This is a genomic window from Novosphingobium flavum (assembly GCF_014230315.1).
GTDB classification, from domain to species: Bacteria; Pseudomonadota; Alphaproteobacteria; order Sphingomonadales; family Sphingomonadaceae; genus Novosphingobium; species Novosphingobium flavum.
Map to the genome: position 1 here is coordinate 58357 of NZ_JACLAW010000012.1, position 21809 is coordinate 80165.

Annotated in this window: 15 protein-coding genes; 7 read left to right on the forward strand and 8 right to left on the reverse strand. The window is 68.4% G+C overall.

Translation table 11 applies throughout. The features are described from left to right. Position 1 precedes the first annotated feature (1 nt). Together H7F51_RS14950 and H7F51_RS14955 are read right to left on the reverse strand one after the other, a co-directional pair. Positions 2 to 2317, reverse strand: a complete 2316-nt coding sequence (locus H7F51_RS14950) for a TonB-dependent receptor (RefSeq protein WP_246448571.1) — start codon at positions 2315 to 2317, stop codon at positions 2 to 4. A gap of 96 nt (positions 2318 to 2413) precedes the next feature. After that, positions 2414 to 2812, reverse strand: coding sequence for a hypothetical protein (locus H7F51_RS14955; protein WP_185665113.1), 399 nt, complete (start codon positions 2810 to 2812; stop codon positions 2414 to 2416). A 168-nt stretch (positions 2813 to 2980) separates the two neighbouring features. On the opposite strand from H7F51_RS14955, the gene H7F51_RS14960 reads away from it, so the two are divergent. The 5 genes from H7F51_RS14960 (at position 2981) to H7F51_RS14980 (ending at position 9807) form a co-directional block, all read left to right on the forward strand. Next, a complete protein-coding gene (locus tag H7F51_RS14960) occupies positions 2981 to 5479 on the forward strand; it encodes a PepSY domain-containing protein (RefSeq protein WP_185665114.1) in 2499 nt (832 codons plus the stop codon). A gap of 88 nt (positions 5480 to 5567) precedes the next feature. Then, a complete protein-coding gene (locus H7F51_RS14965) occupies positions 5568 to 6314 on the forward strand; it encodes an AcvB/VirJ family lysyl-phosphatidylglycerol hydrolase (protein ID WP_185665115.1) in 747 nt (248 codons plus the stop codon). A 13-nt stretch (positions 6315 to 6327) separates the two neighbouring features. Beyond that, a complete protein-coding gene (locus tag H7F51_RS14970) occupies positions 6328 to 6759 on the forward strand; it encodes a DUF2147 domain-containing protein (protein WP_185665116.1) in 432 nt (143 codons plus the stop codon). After that, the gene (gene mprF / locus H7F51_RS14975; RefSeq protein WP_185665117.1) at positions 6744 to 9326 is read left to right on the forward strand and encodes a bifunctional lysylphosphatidylglycerol flippase/synthetase MprF; all 2583 of its coding nucleotides are present in this window, start codon (positions 6744 to 6746) and stop codon (positions 9324 to 9326) included. Before H7F51_RS14970 ends, mprF begins: the two co-directional genes overlap by 16 nt. A gap of 91 nt (positions 9327 to 9417) precedes the next feature. Continuing rightward, on the forward strand, positions 9418 to 9807 hold the full coding sequence (locus tag H7F51_RS14980; protein ID WP_185665118.1) for a hypothetical protein: 390 nt from the start codon (positions 9418 to 9420) through the stop codon (positions 9805 to 9807). A gap of 172 nt (positions 9808 to 9979) precedes the next feature. Here H7F51_RS14980 and H7F51_RS14985 read toward each other — a convergent pair whose 3' ends face one another. Next, complete coding sequence (locus H7F51_RS14985) at positions 9980 to 11107, reverse strand: YadA-like family protein (protein ID WP_185665119.1); 1128 nt, start codon at positions 11105 to 11107, stop codon at positions 9980 to 9982. A gap of 615 nt (positions 11108 to 11722) precedes the next feature. Here H7F51_RS14985 and H7F51_RS14990 point away from each other — a divergent pair. Beyond that, positions 11723 to 14401: a tetratricopeptide repeat protein gene (locus H7F51_RS14990; protein WP_185665120.1), complete on the forward strand. Its 2679-nt coding sequence runs from the start codon at positions 11723 to 11725 to the stop codon at positions 14399 to 14401. Between the two features lie 11 nt (positions 14402 to 14412). Then, complete coding sequence (locus H7F51_RS14995; protein WP_185665121.1) at positions 14413 to 16443, forward strand: O-linked N-acetylglucosamine transferase, SPINDLY family protein; 2031 nt, start codon at positions 14413 to 14415, stop codon at positions 16441 to 16443. Between the two features lie 21 nt (positions 16444 to 16464). Here the strand turns inward: H7F51_RS14995 and H7F51_RS15000 are convergent, their stop codons facing one another. The 5 genes from H7F51_RS15000 to H7F51_RS15020 form a co-directional block, all read right to left on the reverse strand. After that, positions 16465 to 16929 carry a c-type cytochrome gene (locus H7F51_RS15000; protein WP_185665122.1) on the reverse strand — a complete coding sequence of 155 codons (465 nt, stop codon included), beginning with the start codon at positions 16927 to 16929 and terminating at the stop codon, positions 16465 to 16467. A gap of 4 nt (positions 16930 to 16933) precedes the next feature. Beyond that, positions 16934 to 18526 carry an NAD(P)/FAD-dependent oxidoreductase gene (locus tag H7F51_RS15005; RefSeq protein WP_221774169.1) on the reverse strand — a complete coding sequence of 531 codons (1593 nt, stop codon included), beginning with the start codon at positions 18524 to 18526 and terminating at the stop codon, positions 16934 to 16936. Positions 18527 to 18669: 143 nt separating this feature from the next. Continuing rightward, positions 18670 to 20106, reverse strand: a complete 1437-nt coding sequence (locus H7F51_RS15010) for an MFS transporter (RefSeq protein WP_185665123.1) — start codon at positions 20104 to 20106, stop codon at positions 18670 to 18672. 11 nt (positions 20107 to 20117) lie between these two features. Beyond that, the gene (locus H7F51_RS15015) at positions 20118 to 20981 is read right to left on the reverse strand and encodes a fumarylacetoacetate hydrolase family protein (protein ID WP_185665124.1); all 864 of its coding nucleotides are present in this window, start codon (positions 20979 to 20981) and stop codon (positions 20118 to 20120) included. Positions 20982 to 21026: 45 nt separating this feature from the next. Continuing rightward, positions 21027 to 21806: an SDR family oxidoreductase gene (locus tag H7F51_RS15020; RefSeq protein WP_185665125.1), complete on the reverse strand. Its 780-nt coding sequence runs from the start codon at positions 21804 to 21806 to the stop codon at positions 21027 to 21029. Positions 21807 to 21809 lie beyond the last annotated feature (3 nt).

Genomic DNA, 21809 nt, shown 5'->3' on the forward strand with positions numbered 1-21809 from the left:
CTCACAGCCTCCACCCCGCTTCGACCAGGAAGGTGCGCTGGGGATAGGGATGATAGACCCAGGCGCGGTCGTTGGTGATGTTGTCTACCCCGGCCGAGAGGCGCAGCTGGCGCGTTGCCATCCAGCTCATCCGGGCGTCGAGCGCGAAGAGTTCCGAGGCGAAGCCGTAAGTGTCGCCGCGCTGGGTGCCGTCGAGATCGGTGTTGGGGCGGCTGGCATAGCGCAGGCCGAGCGATCCCTGCAGCCGCGTGGTGAAATCGTAGCGCAGGTTGGCATTGACCCGCCAATAGGGGATGCGCGGGAACTGCACGCCCTGCGAGGCCGGGTCGGACGGATTGCGCAGGGTCTTGCTGTCGATCCACGCGATGTTGCCTTCGATCGCCATGCCTTGAACCGGCCAGTCGCGCGCCTCCGCGATGCCTTCGAGGCCCCATTGGCGCGTGAGGTCGATATTCTTGTAATTGCTGATCGAAACGCCGTTCTGGTTGAACCCGAAGAACTGGAAGATGGTGTTTTCCACCCGCTGGTAGAACAGCGAGCCGGTCAGCTTGATCCTGCCGAACTCGCGGCCGATCAGGAGGTTGGCGTCCTTGCTGCGCTCGGCCCTCAGCGCCGGATCGAAGCTGTCGGCGTTGAAAGTGCCATCGCCGTTGAGGCTGCCCTGGAACAGCTCGCCCACGGTCGGGAAGCGCGTCGCCATGGCCAGGCTCAGCTGGATCAGCGTGCCGCCAAGATCGACCTGCCCCGACAGGGTGGGGTTGAGCGCGGTTTCGTGGCGGCCGGCATAGCTATTGAACACCGGCAGGCCGATGTTGGGGGCCGTGGTGCCGAGCCGTCCCAGCCCGCCGTCATAGGCGCGCCAGTCGTCGAAGCGCAGCCCCGCCGTGATGCGGGCGGAAGGGGCGAGGTGCAGCGCGCCCTCCGTCCACAGCGACAGGATCCGGGTCTTGCCATAGGTTTCCGAGGAAAAGGCCTTGCCCGCGTCGCTGGTCCAGTTGGCCAGCGTCGTATTGAGCGTGTCGACCCGGTAGAAGCTGGCCGTAGCGCCCAGGGCGATATCGCCGATCCCGCCCTTGCGCTCGGCGGTCAGGTCGCCGGTTACCCATCCGGTCGGGCCGGATTCGGCCAGCTTGCCGGCGCCGCCCGTCCGGCCACTGTCGTAGCCGTTCGAGGTGTAGGCCTTCTGCCGGGCGATCTGGTAGGTCGAGAGTGCGGCCCGCGCGCTCCAGCCGCCGCCGAGGTCGGCCGCGATCCTGCCACCCAGCAGGTATTCGTCGCGCTCGGTCCGTGACCAGTTGGCCCCCGCCGCCTTGTAGTTGATGCCGCCCAAGGTGACCTGACCGTCTCCGCAGACCGGATTTCCGGACGCATCGCGCAGGTAGCAATCAGGAGCGTGCTGGTCGTCGATGTTGTTCCAGTAGGCCAGCAGCAGTTCGCCGGTGATCGCGCCGTCATCATAGCCAAGGCGCGCCTTACCCTGCTTCTGGGTGATCAGCGCGGGCGACTGCGCGGCGAAGATCGGACTGGCCGTGGTGCCCGGCGCGCCGGCGATGCCGGTGCCGGCACTGGCCGCCTGTTGCTGCGCGGGGTCTATCACCGCGCCGGTCACCGCTGGTCCGGCCGCGCCGCCCTGCACCAGCCCGTAGAACATCATCGGCTGGCCCTCGTTGCGGAAATGGCGCCCGGTCAGGCGCAGCGACCACGGCCCGTCCTTCTGCTTCAGCCCGACACCGCCTTCGACCGATCCGCCCCAATAGGTATCGTCGGTGCCGAACTGCCGGTAGGGCTGAGCGAAACTCTGGACATTGACGAAGGCTTCGGTCTCCTGCGGCTCGCGCGTGGTGATGTTGACGATCCCGCCCATCGAATTGCCGACATAGCGCGAGGAATAGGGGCCGTAGACGATGTCGAACTGTTCGACCTCGCCCGGGCCGACCACGCCCCATTTGGGCGAGTAGGAAAAGCTGTTGCCGAGGAAGTTGGACACCACGAACCCGTCGACCATCACGAGGGTGCGGGCGCTCTGGGCCGAATGGGTGCCGCGAAAGCCCGGCACACCGTTGCTGTCGCCCGCGTAGCGTTTGCGCACGAAGAAGTCGGGCGCATATTTCATCAGGTCTTCGGTGTTGAAGGCATTGATCGCGGCGAACTGCTCATCGGCGAGGCTCACGGCAAGGCCGCGCGGCTCAATCTCGATCGGGCGCTGCTTCTGGCCCACGACCAGGATGGATCCGGAAAGGTTAGTGGCCTCGTCGGCCAGGGCGGGGGAGGCGGATAGGCACAGGGCGAACGCCAGTGCGATGTGGGAAGTTTTCAAGGGTCTTGTCCATCCGGTCCGCCTGCGCGCGCGGCGCGGCAAGGCGGGGCCTGAAACTGCGCGCTGCATCAAGGTGACGCGGCGCATCGGCAGGTTTCAGGCGGGGACGGGCGGCCCGCGCAGCGGCGGGCGCAGGCGCGCCGGACCTTTGCGCCGGGCCGGGGCGGGCGCGAGGCCGAGCAGCAGGATGAAGGCCAACGCGATCAGCAGCAGGGCCGGATCGGCCCCGCCCAGCGCGCCCATGGCCAGGGCCGAGAAGGCGCAGGTGCCCTCTGCCTTGTCGTGCCGGGCTTCGCCATCGGTCTTGCCCGGGATCACGATCTGCAGGGTGAAGTGGCCGCCCGAGGCATCGGCGCAGATCGCCACGGCCAACACCCGGCTCCCGCTCTCGACCATATAGCCCGCCGGGACCAGCGCCTTCATGAGCAGCGCCATGGCCAGCACGAGGCTGGCCAGCTTGCGGTGATCGCGAAGAAAGGCGCGCAGCAGGGTCATTCTGCCCGCGCGCCTACAGCAGCCCGGCTTCGCTGTCATCCGTCTTTCCGGGGTCGCGAGTTTGTGGACAAGATTGCTAACATCGGTCAGGATGCGGCCGAAGCAGCGCCGAGCGGAACAAGGGCGCGCAGTCGGTCCCGTAGGGAACGGCGGGGGAGAGACGGGACCATGCTCAAGCGGGCTCTATTCCAGGTGCATTGGGCGCTCGGCATCACGGCCGGGCTGGTGCTGATGGTCATCGGTCTGACCGGCGCCCTGATGAGCTACGAGGAAGAGATCATGGCCGGGCTCAGCCGCAAGGCATCGGCCGTCGCCGAAAGGCCCGGCCCGCGCCTTACCGTGCCGCAGCTCGTGTCGCGGTTCTATGCGGACCATCCCGGCGCCACCCTCGCCGCGCTGACCGTCGAGGCCGATCCTGCCCGCATGGCCGAGGTCAAGTACACCATCGGCGGCTATGACGAGCGCGCGCTGCATTTCAACTACATCGATCCCTATACCGGGCAACTGAAGGGCGAGAAGGTCGGCCGCGAGTTCTTCGGCAAGGTACGGGAGATCCACCGCTGGCTGCTCCTGCCCGATCGCGGTGCCGGGCGCCTCGACCTCGGGCCGGGCCGCATCGCGACGATGACCACGGCGCTTTCGCTGTTGTTCTTCCTGCTCTCCGGGATCTACTTGCGCTGGCCCCGCCGCCCGCTGGACTGGCGAGCCTGGCTCAGGGTCGAATGGGCGATGACCGGGCGGAACTTCAACCGCACCCTGCACGCGGTGATCGGCACCTGGGTCTTTCCCGCTTACCTCCTGCTGGTCCTGACCGGGCTGTGGTGGTCGTTCGGCGATCTCAAGAGCTGGTACCGCGATGCCGTGTCGAGCGTACTGACCGGGCACGAATATTCGCAGGGCGACGGCGATGGCGGGGTGACCCTACCGGCCGACCTGACACGGGCCTGGGCCGGTTTTACCGCCGTGCGGCCCGGCGGCTACGACCGTGTCACGATCGAGATCCGCGTGGCCGGCGCCCCGGTCCGCTTCCGCGTCCTGCCCACCGGCGCGCTGCACGACCGCGCGTGGGATTCGGTCAAGGTCGATCCAGCCAGCGGCAAGGTGGTCGAAATCGAGCCCTACGGTTTCCGCAAGGGTGCGCCGATGCCGCTCGGCGAGAAGATCGTCGCCAATATGCTGGCGATCCATCGCGGCGGATTCTTCGGCTGGCCGGGGCGGATCTGGCTGATGGTCTCGAGCCTGCTGATGCCGCTGTTCGGCATTACCGGCCTGCTCCTCTACTTCGATCGCCGGCGCAAGAAAAAGGCCCTGCGCGCGGCCGGGGCCGAGGTCCCGGCGCTGGCCCTTGGCGGCGATGGCAGTTTTATCGTCGCTCACGCCAGCCAGACCCGCACGGCTGAAGGACTCGCGCGGCAGACGGCGGCGGCCTTCGCCGCCAGCGGGGTCGCGGTCGATCTCGTCGCGGCCAACCGCCTCGATCCGGCCATGCTGGCGCGGGCGCGGACGCTGCTCTTCATCGCCAGCACATACGGCGATGGCGAACCGCCCGACACGGCTCGTCGTTTCGTCCGCGAATGCCTTGAAAAGGACGCCGACCTGACCGGCCTGTCCTACGCCGTGCTCGCGCTCGGAGACCGCGAATATCCGCTGTTCTGCCGTTTCGGCCAGGCGATCGACCAGTGGCTTGCCGCCAATGGCGCGCGGCAACTGTTCGCCGCCGTCGAGGTCGATGGCAGCGATCCCGCGGCGCTCGGCCAATGGCGTGCCCGGTTGGCCGCCATGGGCGCCGAGAGCGGGGCGATTGCCGCCGAGGAGGCCCGCTTCGAGCCATGGCGGCTGGCCGAGCGCCGTTTGCTCAACCCCGGCAGTCCCGGCGGTCCGGTCTACCATGTCGCGCTTGAACCGGTGGCGGGCACGGCCCATTGGGCGGCGGGCGATATTGCCACCGTCCTGCCCGACCCGGCCGGTGGCGGGGCCGATCTCGAGCGCGCTGCCGGGGAACTGGTCGGCGCACTGGGCGTGGCCCATGCGCCCGCTTCTGCCGAGACAGCCACCCGGCCGCAGGCCGCGCACCGCGACTATTCGATCGCCTCGGTCCCGGCGATGGGGCGGCTCGAGTTCATCGTCCGGCAAGTGCGGCACGAGGACGGCCGGCTTGGCCACGGCTCGGGCTGGCTGACCGAGCGCGCGGCGCCCGGCGCCGAGGTTTCGCTGCGGATCAAGCCGAACGCCTCGTTCCACACGCCGGAAGACGATCGCCGCCTGATCCTGATCGGCAACGGCACCGGGCTTGCCGGGCTGCTGGCCCATGTCCGCCACCGCGCGGCGGGCAATGCGGCGCCGGTCTGGCTCCTGTTCGGCGAGCGCAGCCGGGCCCACGACCGCCTCTGCGGCGAGGAACTCGATGCCCATGTCGCCTCGGGCGTGGTGTCGCGGATCGACCTGGCCTTTTCGCGCGATCCCGCAGACGGCCGCTACGTCCAGGACCTTGTTGCCGAACAGGCCGCGGGTCTGCGCGAATGGGTGGAGGGCGGGGCCGCGATCATGGTCTGTGGCAGCCTTGCCGGAATGGCCCCGGCGGTGGACCGCGCCCTGCGCGCCGCGCTCAGCGACGAGCAGGTGGAAACCCTGATGGATGCCGGCCTCTACCGCCGCGACGTCTACTGAGCCCAAATGAATTCGAGTTAATCTCGCTCCCATCTCCCGGACAAGCGGGCGGGCCTAACAGGCAATCATGGCCATCAGCAGGCGCAGATTGGGGAGACCGGAGGGCACGCCTTCGCGCGCCGCGCGTGTTGGCGTGTGGGCCGTGCTGATCGTGGCCGCCGGGCTGCTCGTCACTTTCGCGCTCGGCGGCTATTTCGACCGTGAGCCCTATGCCCTCGTTGCCGCCCCGCAGCAGCGCGCCGCGCCGCCGCTCGCGGTGGTCTACTGGTCGGGCGACATGGGGATGCGGGTCGGGATCGGCGAAGGGCTGGTCGACCGGATCGCGGCGCGCGGGGTGCCGGTGCTCACGGTCAGCTCGCCGGTGCTATTTGCCAGCCAGCGCAGCCGCGCCTTCGTCGAGGCCGAGGTCGCCCGCTCGATCCGCGAGGCGCTGGTCCGCACCGGGGCCCGGCAGGTCTCGGTGATCGGCAACTCGTTCGGGGCCGACATGGTCGGCATCGGCATCGCCGCCCTGCCGGCCGACCTGCGCGCGCGCATCGCCAGCGTGGTGCTGGTCGTGCCGGGAACCTCGGCCTATTTCCAGGCCAACCCGCTCGGCTTCGCCTACCTTGGCGAGGGCGCGGCCTCGCCCCTTGCCACGGTGCCCAGCCTGCGCGGCCTGCCGGTCACCTGCATCTATGCCACCGGGGAAGACGACAGCCTGTGCCGCGCCCCGGTCGCCGCCAGCGCCCGGCGCGTGGCGATCGACGATTGGCACATGATGCTGTTCAGCCGCGAGCAACTGGGGCGGGCCTTGGTCGATGCGGTGTTCCAACCGCCGGGCCCGATGGCCTGAATCGAGTCGTGCCATGATCAAGTTTTCGCTCCGCCCCGCTGCCCTCCTCGCCGCCGCGCTCGCCGCGTGCTTCGGCGCGGCGCCGTCTCAGGCCGGCATCAGGCGCGTCAATGCCCCGCTGAGCGGGCTCTGGCGCAATCCCTACGGCACGGTCGACGTGCGGATCGACGAATGCGGTGACAAGATCTGTGGCGTGGTCGCCTCGGCCACGCCCGACGCGCTGGCCGATGCGCGCGATTCGGGCTATCCGCGCCTGATCGGGCTCGAACTGTTGCAGGACTACCGGGCCGACAAACCGGGCCACTGGGTGGGCACCGTGCTGGTCCCCGATCTCGGCCGCAGCTTCGCCTCGCACATCGAGCTGATCGACGCCAACCACGCCAGGATCTCGGGCTGCCTGTGGCGCCAGTTCCTGTGCAAGAGCCAGATATGGCAACGGCTCTAGCCCCGCCGCCCGCCGTCCGGCATCGGGGCGTTCAGGCCGCCGCCGCCCTTGCGGTGCTGGCGCTGGGGCTGGTCGCGGTGATTTTCGCCGCGCGGATGGGGCTGGGCTTCAACCTGCGCGAACTCGTTCTCGCCCTGCGGAGCATCCCGCCGCTCCGGCTCGCCGCATCGCTGGCCTGCACCGCCGCGAGCTATCTCGTGCTGGTCGCCTACGATCTCGTCGCGCTCGGCAGCCTCGGGCAAGGCGTGCCGCTGCGCCGCGTCGCGCGGACTGCCTTCACCTCGCAGGCGCTTGGTCACACCCTCGGCTTCTCGCCGCTGACCGGGGGCTCGGTCCGCCTGCGCCTCTATGGCGCGGCCGGGGTGCCCGCCGCCGCGGTCGCCCGGATTGTCGCCATGACCAGCGCCGCCTTCTGGAGCGGGGTGGTTCTCGCCGCCGCGACATGCCTGCTGCTCGCGCGGGCGCCGGTCGGCTTCGGCCGCCTTGTCATGCTGCCGGGCTCGGCCCATGCGGCGGGCGAGCTCGCCTTCGCCGCGCTCGGCGCGGGGGCATTGCTCTTCGCCATGGTTCCGGCCCTGCGCAGCCGCTTCGGCGCGCTGCTTGCCTTGCGGCGCCCGCTGCTGCTGGTCCTGCTGGTCCCGCTCGGGGTGATCGACCTTGCGCTCTCGGCCCTAGCGCTGTTCTTGCTGCTGCCGCCGGGCGGGGCCTTCGCCGGCTTCTTCCCGGTCTATGCCCTCGCTATTCTCGCCGGGCTGGCCAGCCATGCCCCCGGCGGGGTCGGGGTGTTCGAGGCGGTGATGCTGGCCGGCGCGCGTCCGGCGGCCGGGTGGGCGGGCGCCGCGCTCGCCGCCGCCCTGCTGGCCTACCGGGCGATCTACTATCTCGTGCCTTTCGTCTTCGCCCTGCTGCTCAACCTCGCCTGCGAGGCGGCCCCGCTCGGCCAGCGGCTGAGGCCGCTGCGCCGCGCCGCCGACATCGTCCTGTTCGAGGTCAGCCCGGCGCTGATGGGCGCGCTGACCTTCGCGGGCGGCGTGGTCCTGCTGCTCTCGGGCGCCATGCCGTCGATCCACGGCCGGATGCACGCCCTGCTCTCGGTCGTGCCGCTGCCCTTTGTCGATGGCTCGCACCTTGCCGCCAGCCTGATCGGCACGGCCCTGCTGCTGGTTGCCCCGGCCCTGCTCGAACGGCTGGAGAGCGGGATGCGCGCGGCGCGCCTGCTGTTCATGCTCGGCGCCGCCTTCTCGCTGACCAAGGGGCTGGATTTCGAGGAGGCGATCCTCATGCTCGGGCTCGTCGGCCTGCTCCAGCTGGCCGCGCCCGCCTTCTATCGCCGCACTGCCGGGGCCTTCTCGGTGGGTGGGGCGGGGTGGCTCCTCGCCGCCGCCGCCGCGGTCACCGTCTCCACCGCCTGCGGCCTGCTCGCCTATCGCCACCTGCCCTATTCCAACCTCCTGTGGTGGGAATTCGCGCTGCGCGGCGATGCGCCCCGCTTCCTGCGCGCCAGCTTTGCCGCCGGGATCGTCGTCGCCGCCGTGGCGCTCAACCGGATGCTCCACCGCGCCGAGGCTTTCGGCGGCCTGCCCCGCTTGCCCGAGGAGGTCGCGGTGCGCGCCGCGCCCCTCTCTCCCCGCAGCGACGCCGCGCTGGCCTTTACCGGCGACAAGCACTTCATCGTCCACCCGGCCGGTGATGCCTGGCTGATGTTCCGCCAGCAGGGCCGGACCTGGCTGGTGATGGGCGACCCGGTCGGCCCGCGCGAGCGCTGGTCGGAATTGTGCTGGATCCTGCGCCGGCAGAGCGACGCGGCCTATGCCCGCCTGTGCTTCTACCAGATAAGCACGGCCATGCTCCCCGTTGCGATCGAGCTTGGCCTGCGCATCATCAAGTACGGCGAGGAGGCCCGCATCGACCCGGCCGGCTTCAGCCTCGACGGCGCGCGGATGAAGAGCCTGCGCAACGGCCACGCCCGGGCCCTGCGCGAAGGACTGCAACTGCGCGTGATCCCGGCGGCCGAGGTTGGCGGCTGGCTCCCCGCCCTCGCGCCGGTCTCGGAGGACTGGCTCTCCCAGCGCGGCCAGCGTGAGAAGAGCTTCAGCCTGGGCCACTTCACCCCGTCCTACCTGCGCCATTTTGACATGGCCGTCGTCGTCCGCAAGGAGGCGCCGGACCGCCCGCTGGCCTTCGCCAACCTGTGGCGCTCGGGCGACGGGGCCGAGCTGTCGGTCGACCTGATGCGCCACGTGGTCGACATGCCGCCGGGAACGATGGACTTCCTCTTCATCGAACTGATCGCCCGCGCCCGCGCCGAGCGCTGCGCCCATTTCAACCTCGGCCTCGCGCCGCTCTCGGGAGTGACCGGGGGCAAGCTGGCCCCGCGCTGGGCGCGCCTTTCCAATCTCGCTTTCGCGGTCGACGCCGGGGCCTATGGCTTTTCCGGCCTCCGGCGCTTCAAGGAGAAATATGCGCCCGCATGGGAGCCGCGTTTCATCGCCGCTCCCGCTGGGATCGCCGGCCTGCGCGCCCTGATCGACACGATCCGCGCGATCGGGGCAAAACCGGGGGGCTGACCCCGCCATTCGCTGGACAATCCGCCGCTACTCCTGTGTATGGCAGGGCATAAGGATCGTGCCCCGCGGGGCCATGACGGGTGGACAATCGATGGGATGGAAGTTCCTGCTGCCGGGCCTGTGCCTGGTTTCTGCCAGCGCCGCCTTCGGCGCGGCCGGCTACGTCAACAACGCCGAACAGTGGGGCAAGCTGGCCCCGGCGGAAAAGGCGGCCTATGTCCAGGGTCTCAACGACACGGCCAATTTCGTCTACACGAACGACGACCTGCAGACCGGGATCGTCAAGGCTGCGCGCACCCGCTGCCTGATCCAGACCAAGATGGCGCCCAACCTGCTGTCCGACGTGATCACCATGGCTTACGAGAAGAACGCTCAGCTGCGGAGCCAGCCGCCGATGCTGGTCTATATCACCCGCCTGTCCGACATCTGCCGCGTCATCATCAACGAGGATCGCGCCCGCTTCGGGCTCCCTCCGCAGTAGGGGGCGCAGGGCGGCAGACCGGTTGCGCAATTAGGCAATAGCTCCGTCATTGCGACCGACGGCGGGGCTGTGCCCCTCGTAATGAAGAGTGTTTGAGGTCGGGCGCACGGCTCCAAAAGGAAAGGGCTCGCCGGTCGCCCGGCGAGCCCTTCCTGTTTGTGTCGCCTCTGGCTCAGAAGCCGAAGGTGAAGCCGCCGCGCAGCGAGGTGCCGCCGTAGCTGTGGAAGCTGGTGGCGACGCCCGCGTTGATCGCAACGCTGTCGCTGACCATGATGCCCAGCTGGCCGGCGATCGCCACTTCGTCGCGGAAGGCGCCGATGTTGGCGGTCACGTTGACCTTCTTGCCGGGCAGGAACATGCCGCCCGACAGGGCGACGGCCGTGGCGATGCCGGCGTCCGAACGCTTGCGGTTGGCTTCGACCAGCGAGGCCAGCGTGTTGATCGACGAGTTCACGCCGGCAACCGCGGTCGAGATTGCGGTGTTCATCTGGCCCAGGTTCACTGCGTCGGTCGTGGCGGTGCCGGTGCCGACGTTGGTGATCTTGCCGCCGTTCACGTTGACCGAGGTGGCCGAGACCGCGCCGGTGGTGATGCCGGTGGCGCCAACGGTGGTGGTGGCGGTGCCGTTGGTCACGGCGAAGCCCGAGGAGCTGATCGAGGCAGCCGAGGCCAGAGCCAGCGGGCCGACCGTGATCGCGCCGGTAGCCGGAGCGAACGAGGCGGTGCCGGTGTAGGTCGAGAAGGTCGCGCCCGAGGTGGTTACGCCCACGGTGTTCTCGGTGACGTTGACCGTGCCGTTGGCGTTCAGCGAGCCCGACGACAGCGTACCGCCATAGGTCATGGCGCCGCCGGCGGAGGCATTACCCGAAACGCCGCTGACCGACAGGGCCGTCACGGTCGGCGAGCCGACGTTGACCGCGCCGCCACCGCTGGTGGTCTGGCCGATCGAGGTCGGCGGGGTGCCCGGTGCGTAGGAGGTGGTCAGCGTGGTGGTGACCGTCTGGTTCTGGCTGCCGGTGCCCGAGCCGCTGACCGAGTAGTTCTGCGAGGTGCCCGAGAAGGTAACCGTGCCGGTGGTCGTGCCGCTGCCGCTGGTGTTGAGCGACTGCGACTGCACGGTGGTCACCGTGTTGACGAAGGGCGCAGTGGTGCTGTCACCGGTCGTCGAGGTCGACGACGAGCCGAGGGTGACCGAGGTCGTGGTCGTCGTGGCGACGGTGAAGGTCGTGGCGGCGAAGACCGGGCCCGAGGCCGGGGTGATCGACTGCGCGTGAGCCGGAACGGCAGCCGAGGCAGCCATTACTGCGCCCAGCAGGATTTTTTCCCTCATTTCCATAGAACAACACTCCGATTCATGGCCGAATGGCCGAATGAGTCGAGTTACCGGCGCCAATTTTGGATGCGTTTTATCGTTCGGAATCCTTGTGGAATTCCGGCAACCGTTTGTTTTGATTGCATCCAATCTTGGCTTCGTCCCCCAACAACCCCTAAGTCACTGAAACTGCCGGGTAATGCATGTGCGATTGCAATAAACCCGGATTTCTCAATGCCGCCGAATGATTATCGGGCCGCTCGATACAGGTCAAGCCTGCGAAATGACTCTGAAATCCATTGAAATAACTGTCATTTATTTTTCAGTTTTGAATTACAACTAAAAATAATTTGGCAATCACAAATAATTACCGCAGCCGCGAAAGCGGCATCGGGCGCCGGGTATATCTGTTGGTAGTATGGCGTGTTAACGAAATATCTTTATTTTACAGGCGCTTGATCATTTCATCGCAAGATCGGGCAATTTGCGGACGGATTGCGGCGAAGCCATTGGAACGCGGGCGCAGTAATGATAGCCGTCACCAATAGGGGCAACGAACCGCCCGCGCCGCAAGGAGCGGGCGGGGCGCATCAGGGAGCAACAATGGCCAAGGGGCTGGACAGCCAGTTTGCACGGGCGCGTGCCGCCGAAGCGCGGGGTGATTTCCCGGCGGCGGCGGAAATTTACTACGCGATCATCGCGCGCTATCCCGCTAACGTCCGGGCGCAGCAGGCCGTGATCGCGATGAAGCAGCGCATAGCGGACCAGTCTGGCCCCGCTGTCCAGCAGACCTTTCTTGATCTGCTTTCCGCCTACAATCAGGGCAGGATCGCCGAAGTGCTCGAAGGGATCGAGCCCCTCGTCGCCGCCCATCCGGGCCAGCCGGCCCTGCACAACCTGATGGGCGCGGCCCTGCTCGCGGCAAGGCGGCCGATCGAGGGCGAGGCGGCTTTCCGCCGCGCGATCGCGCTCGAGCCGGCGATTGCGGACGGCTACAACAACCTCGGCAATGCGCTGAAGGACCAGTTCTGCTTCGACGAGGCCTGCGTGGCCTACCGTGCCGCGATCCATCGCAGGCAGGACTATCACGAGGCTTGGAACAACCTGGGCACGGCGCTGCAGGCGCTGGAGAACTACGGCGAGGCGCTCGCCGCCTACGATACCGCCCTTGCGCTCAAGGGCGACTATGCCGACGCGCTCAACAATCGCGCTACCGCCCTGCAGGAGATGGATCGGCTGGCCGAGGCCGAGGCGGGCTTCCGCCGCGCGCTGGAACTCGATCCCGCCCGGCCACCGCTCTTCAGCAACCTCGGGGAATGCCTGCTGCGCCAGGAACGCACGGCCGAGGCGGCGGCGGCCTTTCGACAGGCCGTCGCGCTCGATCCGGACTATGCCGATGGCTGGAACAACCTCGGCGTGGCCCTGCGCCGCTCGGGCGATGCCGAAGGCTCGCTCCAGGCCTATGAACGGGCCATGGCGCTGGCCCCGGCCATGGCCGCGGTGCGCTCGAACCGTGCCAACATGATGCTTGATCAGGGCAAGGCCGACGAGGCCTCGCTGGATTACCTCGCCACGCTGGAAAAGAACCCGCAGGACACGAACGCGCTCAACAACCTCGGCGCGATCCTGCAGGACCAGGGCCACTTCGGCCATGCCCTGATGCTGTTCGACCGGGCGCTGGCGATCGATCCCGATTTCGTCGAGGCCCAGGTCAACCGGGGCAACGCCCTGCGCGACATGGGCTGGGCCAAGGAGGCGGAAGAAGCGCTCAGCGCCGCCCTGACCGGCAATCCGAAGGTCGCGGCCCTCTGGTCCAACCTCGCCGTCGCGCGGCAGGACCTGGGGCAGACCGAGAGCGCGATCGAGGCCTATACCAAGGCGCTAGAGATCGATCCGGCCATGTCCGAGGCGCGGATGCAGCGGCTCTACCAACGCGCCCAATTGTGCGATTGGTCGATCTACCGCGAACTCGATGCCGAACTGGCCCTGATCGACGCGGGCAAGGAGGAATGCGCCTCGTTCCCGGCGCTGGGCATGAAGGACGATCCGGGCTTCCAGTATCGCCGTTCGGCGGGCCTTGCCGCCAAGTGGGCCAAGGTCCCGGCCGAGCCGCTCCCCGCAAGTGAGGACGACACCGACCGCCGCATTCGCATCGGCTATTTCTCGGGCGACTTTCACGATCACGCGATCATGTACCTCGCCTCGGGCTTGTTCCGGGAACACGACAAGAGCCACTTCGAGGTGTTCTGCTACTCCTCCGGGCAGGTCCGCCACGGCGTGCTGCGCGACCGCCTGATCGCCGACGTCGAGCATTTCCACGATACGCTGGAGATGGCCGAACAGGACGTCTTCGAGCTGGCCCGCGGCCATGGCCTCGACATCGCGGTCGACGTCAGCGGCTTCACCCGCGGCAACCGCACCGGCCTGTTTGCGCGCCGCGTGGCCCCGGTCCAGGTCAACTACCTTGGCTATCCCGGCACCATGGCTGCGCCGTTCATGGACTACATCGTGGTCGACAAGGTGCTGGTCCCGGCCGAGGAGCGCGAGCACGTGTCCGAGCGGCTGATGGTCATGCCCGGCGCTTACCAGCCCAACGACAACAGCCGCGTGATCGCCGACAGCCCGGTCACCCGCGCCGAATTCGGCCTGCCTGACAATGCCTTCGTGTTCTGCTGCTTCAACCAGGGCTTCAAGATCACCCCGCGCGAATTCGACATCTGGATGCGCCTGCTCGGCGCGGCCGAGGGCAGCGTGCTGTGGCTGCTGGTCGGCAACCAGACTGCCCGCGCCAACCTGCGGCGCGAGGCCGAGGCGCGCGGGATCGACCCGGCCCGGCTGGTCTTCGCCGAAGCCCGGCACCACGGCGAGCATCTGGCGCGTCATCGCCTCGCGGACCTGTTCCTCGATACTTTCGCCTACAATGCCCACACCACGATGAGCGACGCCCTGTGGTCGGGCCTGCCGGCGGTGACCCGGCTTGGGCGCCAGTTCGCCGCGCGGGTCGGCGCCAGCCTGCTGACGAATACCGGTATGGAAGAGCTGGTCACGACCAGCGACGCGGACTACGAGGCCCTGGCCCTGGCGCTGGCGCGCGATCCCGCCCGGCTCGCCGCCCTGCGCGCGCGGCTCACCGCGAACCTGCCGTCCGCGCCGCTGTTCGACACGGTGGGCTATGCCCGCGCGCTCGAAAGCGGCTTCTCCGCCGCGCTGGGGCGCCAGCGCCGCGGCCTGCCACCCGAAGACTTCGCCGTGGCGCCCGGCCGCGTCGTCGTCCCGGCCTGAGGGGAGGGGTGATGACCGCGCCGTTTCCCGCCGTGCCGCTCGATGTCGGCCAGATCCTCGCGCAGGGGTTCACCGCGCACCAGCAGGGCAATCTTGCCGAGGCCGAGGCGCGCTACGCCGCGATCCTGCGGCTGGTGCCCGATCATTTCGATGCGCTGCACCTCAGCGGCGTGATCGCCCAGGCGGGCGGTGACAATGCCCGCGCCGAGCAGCTGATCCGCCGCGCGCTGAAGCTGAACCCCACCTATGCCGATGCCTGGAGCAACCTCGGCCAGGCCCTCGCCGGGGCGAGCCGGCCGCTCGAGGCGATCAAGGCCTACGACCGTGCCCTCGCGCTCAACCCGGCCTCGATCCCGGCCCGCTTCAACCGCGGTTCCGCCTTGGTCGACGTCGAGCGCCACGCCGAGGCCCTGGCCGATTTCGACCGGGTGATCGAACTCGCCCCGACCTATGCCGAGGCGCACAATTTCCGCAGCGTAGCCCTCTGCGGGGTCGAGCTGTTCGCCGAGGCCATCGCCGCGACCAATCGCGCGCTCGAACTGAAGCCCGATTTCACCGAACCATTGATCAATCGCGCCGCCGCGCTCCGGATGATGAACCGCCATGGCGCCGCCGTGGCCGATCTCACCCGAGCTTTCGCCGCCGATCCCGGCTTCGTCTATCCCCGCAGCCTGCTCGCCACCAGCCGCGTGGCAATCTGTGACTGGACAGACGTGCCCCAGGCCATGGCGATGATCCGCGCCGAGCGCGCCGCCGGTGGCAAGCTGCAGGGCGGCAATGCCTGGGACGTGCTGGCCCTGTCCGACGATCCGGCCGACGTCCTGATGATCACGCGCGACACCGCTCGCCGCCTCGTCGAACACGCCGGGCTGGCGCGCGGGGCCAAGACCCAGCCGCCCCGCCCACGCCGCCGCGCGGACGGCCGCATCCGCATCGGCTACGTTTCGTCCGACTTCGGCGAGCATCCGGTCGCTCACCTGATCAACCACGCGCTCGAACTGCATGACCGCAGCCGCTTCGAGGTCCACGGCATTTCGCTGATGCACCGCCCCGGTGCCCAGGCCGAACGGATCCGCCAGGCCTGCGACCACTTTCACGAGATCGTCGCGCTCAATGACGATCAGGCCGCGCGGATGATCCGCGATCTTGGGATCGACGTGGCGGTCTGCCTCAACGGCTATACCGCGGGCGAGCGCAGCGGCATCTTCGCCCGTCGCCCCGCCCCGGTGCAGGTCAACTTCCTCGGCTTCGCCGCGACGATGGGCGCCGACTTCATCGACTATATCGTGGTCGACCCGGTGCTGGCGCCGCCCGGCGCCGATCGGCACTACAGCGAAAAGGTGGTGCGCCTGCCGCAGTCCTACCAGCCGAGCGACACGACCCGCACCCTTTCGGACCGGGCGATGACCCGCGCCGAATGGGGCCTGCCCGAAACGGGCTTCGTTTTCTGCAGCTTCAACAACAATTTCAAGATCATGCCCGATGTCTTCGCGGCATGGATGCGGTTGCTCCAGCAGGTCGAAGGCTCGGTGCTATGGCTGCGCAAGGGTCAGGCCGAGGCGATGGACAACCTCAAGGCCGCCGCCGCCGCGCAAGGGGTCGATCCCGGCCGGCTGGTCTTCGCCGGCTTTGCCGATCTTGCCGACCACAATGCCCGCCACCGCCTCGCCGACCTGTTCCTCGATACTTTCCCCTACGGCGCCCACACCACGGCCAACGACGCGCTCTGGGCAGGGCTCCCGGTCCTCACCCGCGCCGGCCAGTGCTACCACTCGCGCGTTGCCGCCAGCCTGCTTCACGCGATCGGCCTGCCCGAACTGGTGACCGCTTCGGTGGAGGAATACGAGGCGATGGCGCTGACCCTGGCCCGTGATCCAGCGCGTCTTGCCGATCTGACTGCCCGCCTGCGCGCCAATCGCGACACCACGCCGCTGTTCGACATGCCGCGCTGGGTTGCCGACATTGAAAAGGCCTATAGCGAGATGGTCCGCGGCAGCGACGCCCGCCAGAAGCCGGCCGCGATCGACGTCGCCGCGCTCTGAGCCCTGAAACGGGGGCGGTGCTCAGCGCACCGCCTTGACGTCCTCGGGCTTGACCTTGTCCTTGTACTTGTTGCCAAAGCTGGTGCGGACATAGTTGACCACGTCGGCCACCTGCTGGTCGCTCATCTGCTGGCCCAGCGGCGGCATCCCGTTCATCCCGTGCGTGAGCACGTAGAGCGGGTATCCGCTCGCTGCGAGCTTCTTGTTGCCCGCCAGCGCCGGGAAGAACCCGGCCCCGGTCGAGACGCCCTTGGCATCGGGCATGTGGCAAGCAGCGCAGACCCGGCGATACATCGTCTCGCCATTGGGCTCGCTGAACTTGCCGGCCACGACGAAGGCGTTGTCGGCATCGCCTTTCTTGACCGTCTGCGGCGCCATGGCCAGCGCGCTCGATGCTTCGCCCGCGCTCTGGGCCGAGGCGCTGGCGGCGATGACCCCGGCGGCCAGCACGGCCGAAAGGGAGAGGGTGAGGGTGCTCTTCTTCATCGTCTCAACCTGCCACAACGCGTTGATGGAGCCGCCCGATCGCGTCGAGCGCCGAAGTGATGCCGCCTTCCTGCCAGCCGCCCACATAAGAGGCGTGCTCGCCCGCCAGAACGATGCGCCCGTCGATCTGGCACAGGTTCTTGTAGTGATCGGCCCGGTTCTGGGCGTTCCACATGCCGAAGCAGCCCTGGATGAACGGCATCCGGTGCCACGAGACCACGACCCCGTTCATGAATTCATCCTTGTACTGCGGGTGGATCTGCGATCCCCACTCCAGCACCTTCTGGATCCGCTCGGCCGGGGGCAGGGTGGTCAGCTCGTAGGAATAGGCCCCGCCGGTATAGGCGCCGAGCAGCACGCCCGGTCCCTTCGAGTGATAGCCGTAACTGGGATAGGAAATCTGGGCATTGGGCAGGTCGGTGCTGGTGATTCCGCCGAAGATCTGCTCGTCCTCCTCCCAGAACCGCCGTTTGAACTCGAGCCCGACCTTGACGCTGGGCGAATAGGGCACGGCCCGGATCGCCGCGTCCAGCTCGGGCGAGACGTTCATCGGAATCTGGCTGAGGATGGTCAGCGGGATCGCGCAGACGCACCAGTCGGCCTTGGCGGTGAGCTTCTGCCCGGTCTTGGTGTCGATGTAGTCGGCAGTCACGCCGCTGGCGTCCTGCTTGATCGCCGTGACCTTGCTGTTCAGCCGCACGAGATGGCCGGCGGCGCGGGCAAAGCCCTTGGCCACGTTCTCCATGCCGCCCACCGGTTGGAAGATCGCCTGCTGGTGGTCGAGCGAGATGTTGCCGCCGATCGCGCGCCACATGCCGGATTGCAGCACGGTGTGCATGTCCATCGGGTCGGACGGGATCGGCTCGGCGGTCAGCCCGCCGCCCGGCCCCTTGACCCAGCCACGCCGGTCGCTGGACTCATTGCCCTTTACATAGCGCATGTTCTTGTCGAGCGCGCCCCACGAACGCAGCGATTCCAGCAGGATCTCGCCATCTTCCCTGGTGATCGCGTCGCCCAGTGCGTCCTGCCTGGTCGCCTTGGCGAGCAGTTCGGCCACGTGGCCATAATAGTCCGACTGGACAGCGCCATAGCGCTGCGGCTTGCCGCCGAAGGCCTTGGTGTTGTGGATATAGGCGTTGTAGTTCATCTGCTGGAAGGTTTCCAGCTGCACGCCCAGTTCGCGGCAGTAGTGCATCAGGCCGTGGTGGTGCCATGGAATGCGCCACGGGCCGGGATTGATGTAGTTGCCGGGGGCAAACTGGCAGGTCTGCGTCGCCCCGCCCAGTTCGGTGAAAGTATCGCCGCCCTTGATCGTCATCGAACGCCCGCCGATGCGGTTGTTGAATTCGAGCACCTGCACCTTGTAGCCCGCCCGGCTCAGCTCCAGCGCCGCGGTCATCCCCGCCACGCCCGCGCCGAGGATCAGCACCGAGGTGCCCTTGGGATCGCCGTCGAGCTTGATCGGCCCCTTGAAGGGCGAGGCCTGGGCCTGCCCCAGTTCGGTCATCGCCATGTACATCGCGGTCGCGCCCGCGCTCTTGCCGATCAGGCCGAGCAGGTCGCGCTTGGTCATCCCGGTGCCGACTGGTTCGCTCATCTTGGTAGGGTCCACCCTCGCTGCCGCGGCTCCCTGATGCCGCAACATGGGTGGTGCGCCTTATTGCGCGGCGGTTGGATACGCCGATCTGCGCATATCCGGCGGAGTGTGCCTTCCGCCTCCATCGAGGGCGCTGGGGTTGACTACGGGCCCTGGACGGCTGCCGACGGCGCGGCGGCGCGAGCTGCGCGGGCGGCTTCGTATTCGGCGTCGATTTCCTCGAGTGAACGGCCCCGGTTCTCGACCCCGAGCAGCAGGTAGGTCAGCGCGCAGAGCAGCAGGCAGGCGGCGAGGAAAGCGAAGGCCGGGCCGACCGCGCCGGCCGTGGCCGCCGGGGCGACGACGCTGGAGGAACCGGCGATCACCCCGAGGCCCATCGGGCCGATGATCTTGCCGAGGCTGCCGGCCATGCCGCCCAGCCCCGAGCCCGATCCGCGCAGGCGCGAGGGCCAGATCTCGGTCGAATAGACCGCGCAGACCGAGAAGCTTCCGTCGGCAAGGACGAAGGCGGCGAGGAGGGGCAGCCAGAACCAGTCCTGCGAGCCGAGCCCGCCCGAACCGACCAGCCCGGCGAGGAGGATCGCGCCGGCGCCGCCGAGTGCGAACCAGCCGCCGACCAGCCGCCGCCCGATCCGGTCGGCAAGGAAGGCGGCGGAGAGGCGGGCGAAGAAGCCGAGCAGGCTGAAGCCGATCATGATCCGCGAGGCTTCCGCCGGGCCGATCCGCTGGATCTGGGCGAGCAGGGTCGGGCTCCACAGGACGATGCCGTAGTAGCCCGCGATCAGGCCAAGGTTGATCAGCACGGCGGTGGCCGCGCTGCGCGCGCAGCCAAAGATCTCGAACCAGCCGGGCCGGTCCAACCGCGCCGGGGGGACGAGGCCGGTCACATCCTCGGCCCGGCCGCCGCGTGCCCAGGCCACGGCGGCGCGGGCCTCGGCCTCGCGCCCGCCGAGCAGCAGCCAGCGCGGGCTCTCGGGGAGCAGGACCAGCGCGGCCAGCGCCAGCAGGACCGGCAGCCCGCCCAGCGCGAAAGTGCCGCGCCAGCCGAGCAGAGGCACAACGAAGGCCCCGCTGGCCGCGCCGAGCAACAGGCCGATGGTGGTGATCGCCGAGACGAGCCCGGTCAACGCGGCGCGGCGCCGGGGCGGCAGGAATTCGTGGATCATCGAGATCTGGACGAAGAACCCGCCGGTGCCGAAGCCGATGATCACCCGCATCAGGGCCATGTATTGCCACGAGCGTTCGGGGGTGAAAGCGAGCATCACGCTGGCAAGCCCGGTCAGCGCCACCGAGGCGACGAAGACCGGCTTGCGTCCCATCCGGTCGGCCATGGCCCCCCAGAAGGCGCCGCCCGCGATCGCGCCGAGGCCCGAGGCGAGCAGGATGATCCCGAGCAGGCCGTAGGTCAGCTCCCAGGGCTTCACCAGGTAGGACATGATGAAGCCGATCAGGTAGGCATCCCAGAATTCCAGCATCGAGCTGAGCGCCACGAGGGCGAGCAGCAGGCGCTGGTTGCCGGTCAGCCGGGACTGGCCCGCGAACGGGCTGGTGCCGGCGTCGGCCGCGGTGGGCTGGGCCATGGCGGCGCCCCTCAGCTGTCGGCCGCGACCGGGTTGCTGAGCCGGCCCACACCCTCGATCTCGATCGTGCAGCGATCGCCCGGCTTCATCCACAGCGGCGGCTTGCGCGAGAAGCCCACGCCGCTCGGCGTCCCGGTCGAGAGCACGTCGCCGGGCACGAGCGGGGCGATGGTCGAGACATAGGCGATGAAGGCCGGGATCTTGTGGACCATGTCGGCGCTGGTGCCGTCCTGCACCAGCTGTTCGTTAAGCCAGGTCTTGATCGACAGGGCATGGGGATCGCCGATCTCGTCGGCCGTGACCATGACCGGGCCGAGCGCGCCGGAATGCCAGAAGTTCTTGCCCGGGGTGATCTGCTTGGTGTGGAACTGCCAGTCACGCACCGAGCCTTCGTTGCAGACGGCATAGCCGGCGATGTGCGACATGGCATCGGCCTCGGACACGTTGCGCCCGCCCTTGCCGATGATCACCGCCAGCTCGCCCTCGAAGTCGAACTGCTCGGACACGGAAGGCGCGATCAGCGGACGTTCGTGGCCGGTGAGCGAATCGGCGGCGCGGGCGAACAGGGCGGGTTTCTTGGGCAGTTCCTGCACCCGGCCCGCCGCCTCGACCTCGGCATGATGCTCGACGTAGTTGAGCGCGAGGCACCACAGGTGGACGGGATCGGGGATCACCGGGAGGTATTCGACCGTATCGGCCGCGAAGTCCGCCGGTTCATGGGCGAAAGCGGCGGCCTTGCCCAGCGCATCGGCGGCGATCAGGGCCTTGAGCGTGGGGAATTCGACCCCGATCCGCTTGCCGAGATCGACGATCCCGCCCTCGGTCACGAGGCCGTAGCTGGCCTTTCCGGCCTGGACATAGCTTGCGAATTTCATGCCGTGTTCCCCTGCGCTGGTTCTAGGTTGATGGTTCGGGCGGGATCAGACGAGACCGCGGTAGGAGCCGCCGTCGAGCTGGAGGTTCTGGCCGGAGATGAAGCCGGCCTGGGCCGAGCAGAGATAGGCGCAGGCATCGCCGAACTCGGCCGGATCGCCCAGCCGCTTGGCGGCAATGGTGTTGGCGATCTTCTGGTAAGCTTCGTCCACCGTAATGCCCTCGTTGCGGCTCATCCGCTCGGCCATGAACTTCTGCCGATCGGTGTTGAACCGCTCGGGCAGGAGGTTGTTGATCGTGACGTTGTCGATCACCGTGTCCTGGTGGACCGATTTGGAAAAGGCGGTGAGGGCGGTGCGGACCGAGGTGGACAGGCCCATGGTCGCGCTGGGTGATTTCACCATGGCCGAGGTGATGTTGATGATCCGCCCGAACTTGCGCGCGCGCATCCCCGGCACCACCGCCTTAATCAGGAAGATCGGGGCCAGCATGTTGGCGTGGATGCCCTTCATCCAGTCGTCATAGGACCAGTCGGCCATTTTGCCGGGAGGCGGGCCGGCGTTGTTGTTGACGAGGATGTCCGGCTCCGGACAGGCGGCCAGCAGGGTGCCGCGCCCTTCCTCGGTGTCGATGTCGGCCGGGATGGTGTGGACCTCTGCCCCGGTCTCGGCCTTGATCCGGGCCGCCGCTTCATCCAGCCGGCCCTGGTCGCGCCCGTTGATCCAGACTTCGGCCCCTTCGCGCGCCAGCGCGGTGGCACAGGCCAGCCCCAGCCCCTTGGACGAGGCGCAGACGATCGCCTTGCGGCCCTTGATACCCAGATCCATCGC

Excerpts from the sequence above, each read along its gene's own strand:
- H7F51_RS14955 (WP_185665113.1), bottom strand. The coding sequence starts at position 2,812 with ATGACCCTGCTGCGCGCCTTTCTTCGCGATCACCGCAAGCTGGCCAGC.
- H7F51_RS14960 (WP_185665114.1), top strand. The coding sequence starts at position 2,981 with ATGCTCAAGCGGGCTCTATTCCAGGTGCATTGGGCGCTCGGCATCACG.
- H7F51_RS14970 (WP_185665116.1), top strand. The coding sequence starts at position 6,328 with ATGATCAAGTTTTCGCTCCGCCCCGCTGCCCTCCTCGCCGCCGCGCTC.
- mprF (WP_185665117.1), top strand. The coding sequence starts at position 6,744 with ATGGCAACGGCTCTAGCCCCGCCGCCCGCCGTCCGGCATCGGGGCGTT.
- H7F51_RS14980 (WP_185665118.1), top strand. The coding sequence starts at position 9,418 with ATGGGATGGAAGTTCCTGCTGCCGGGCCTGTGCCTGGTTTCTGCCAGC.
- H7F51_RS14985 (WP_185665119.1), bottom strand. The coding sequence starts at position 11,107 with ATGGCTGCCTCGGCTGCCGTTCCGGCTCACGCGCAGTCGATCACCCCG.
- H7F51_RS14990 (WP_185665120.1), top strand. The coding sequence starts at position 11,723 with ATGGCCAAGGGGCTGGACAGCCAGTTTGCACGGGCGCGTGCCGCCGAA.
- H7F51_RS14995 (WP_185665121.1), top strand. The coding sequence starts at position 14,413 with ATGACCGCGCCGTTTCCCGCCGTGCCGCTCGATGTCGGCCAGATCCTC.
- H7F51_RS15000 (WP_185665122.1), bottom strand. The coding sequence starts at position 16,929 with ATGAAGAAGAGCACCCTCACCCTCTCCCTTTCGGCCGTGCTGGCCGCC.
- H7F51_RS15005 (WP_221774169.1), bottom strand. The coding sequence starts at position 18,526 with ATGAGCGAACCAGTCGGCACCGGGATGACCAAGCGCGACCTGCTCGGC.
- H7F51_RS15010 (WP_185665123.1), bottom strand. The coding sequence starts at position 20,106 with ATGGCCCAGCCCACCGCGGCCGACGCCGGCACCAGCCCGTTCGCGGGC.
- H7F51_RS15015 (WP_185665124.1), bottom strand. The coding sequence starts at position 20,981 with ATGAAATTCGCAAGCTATGTCCAGGCCGGAAAGGCCAGCTACGGCCTC.
- H7F51_RS15020 (WP_185665125.1), bottom strand. The coding sequence starts at position 21,806 with ATGGATCTGGGTATCAAGGGCCGCAAGGCGATCGTCTGCGCCTCGTCC.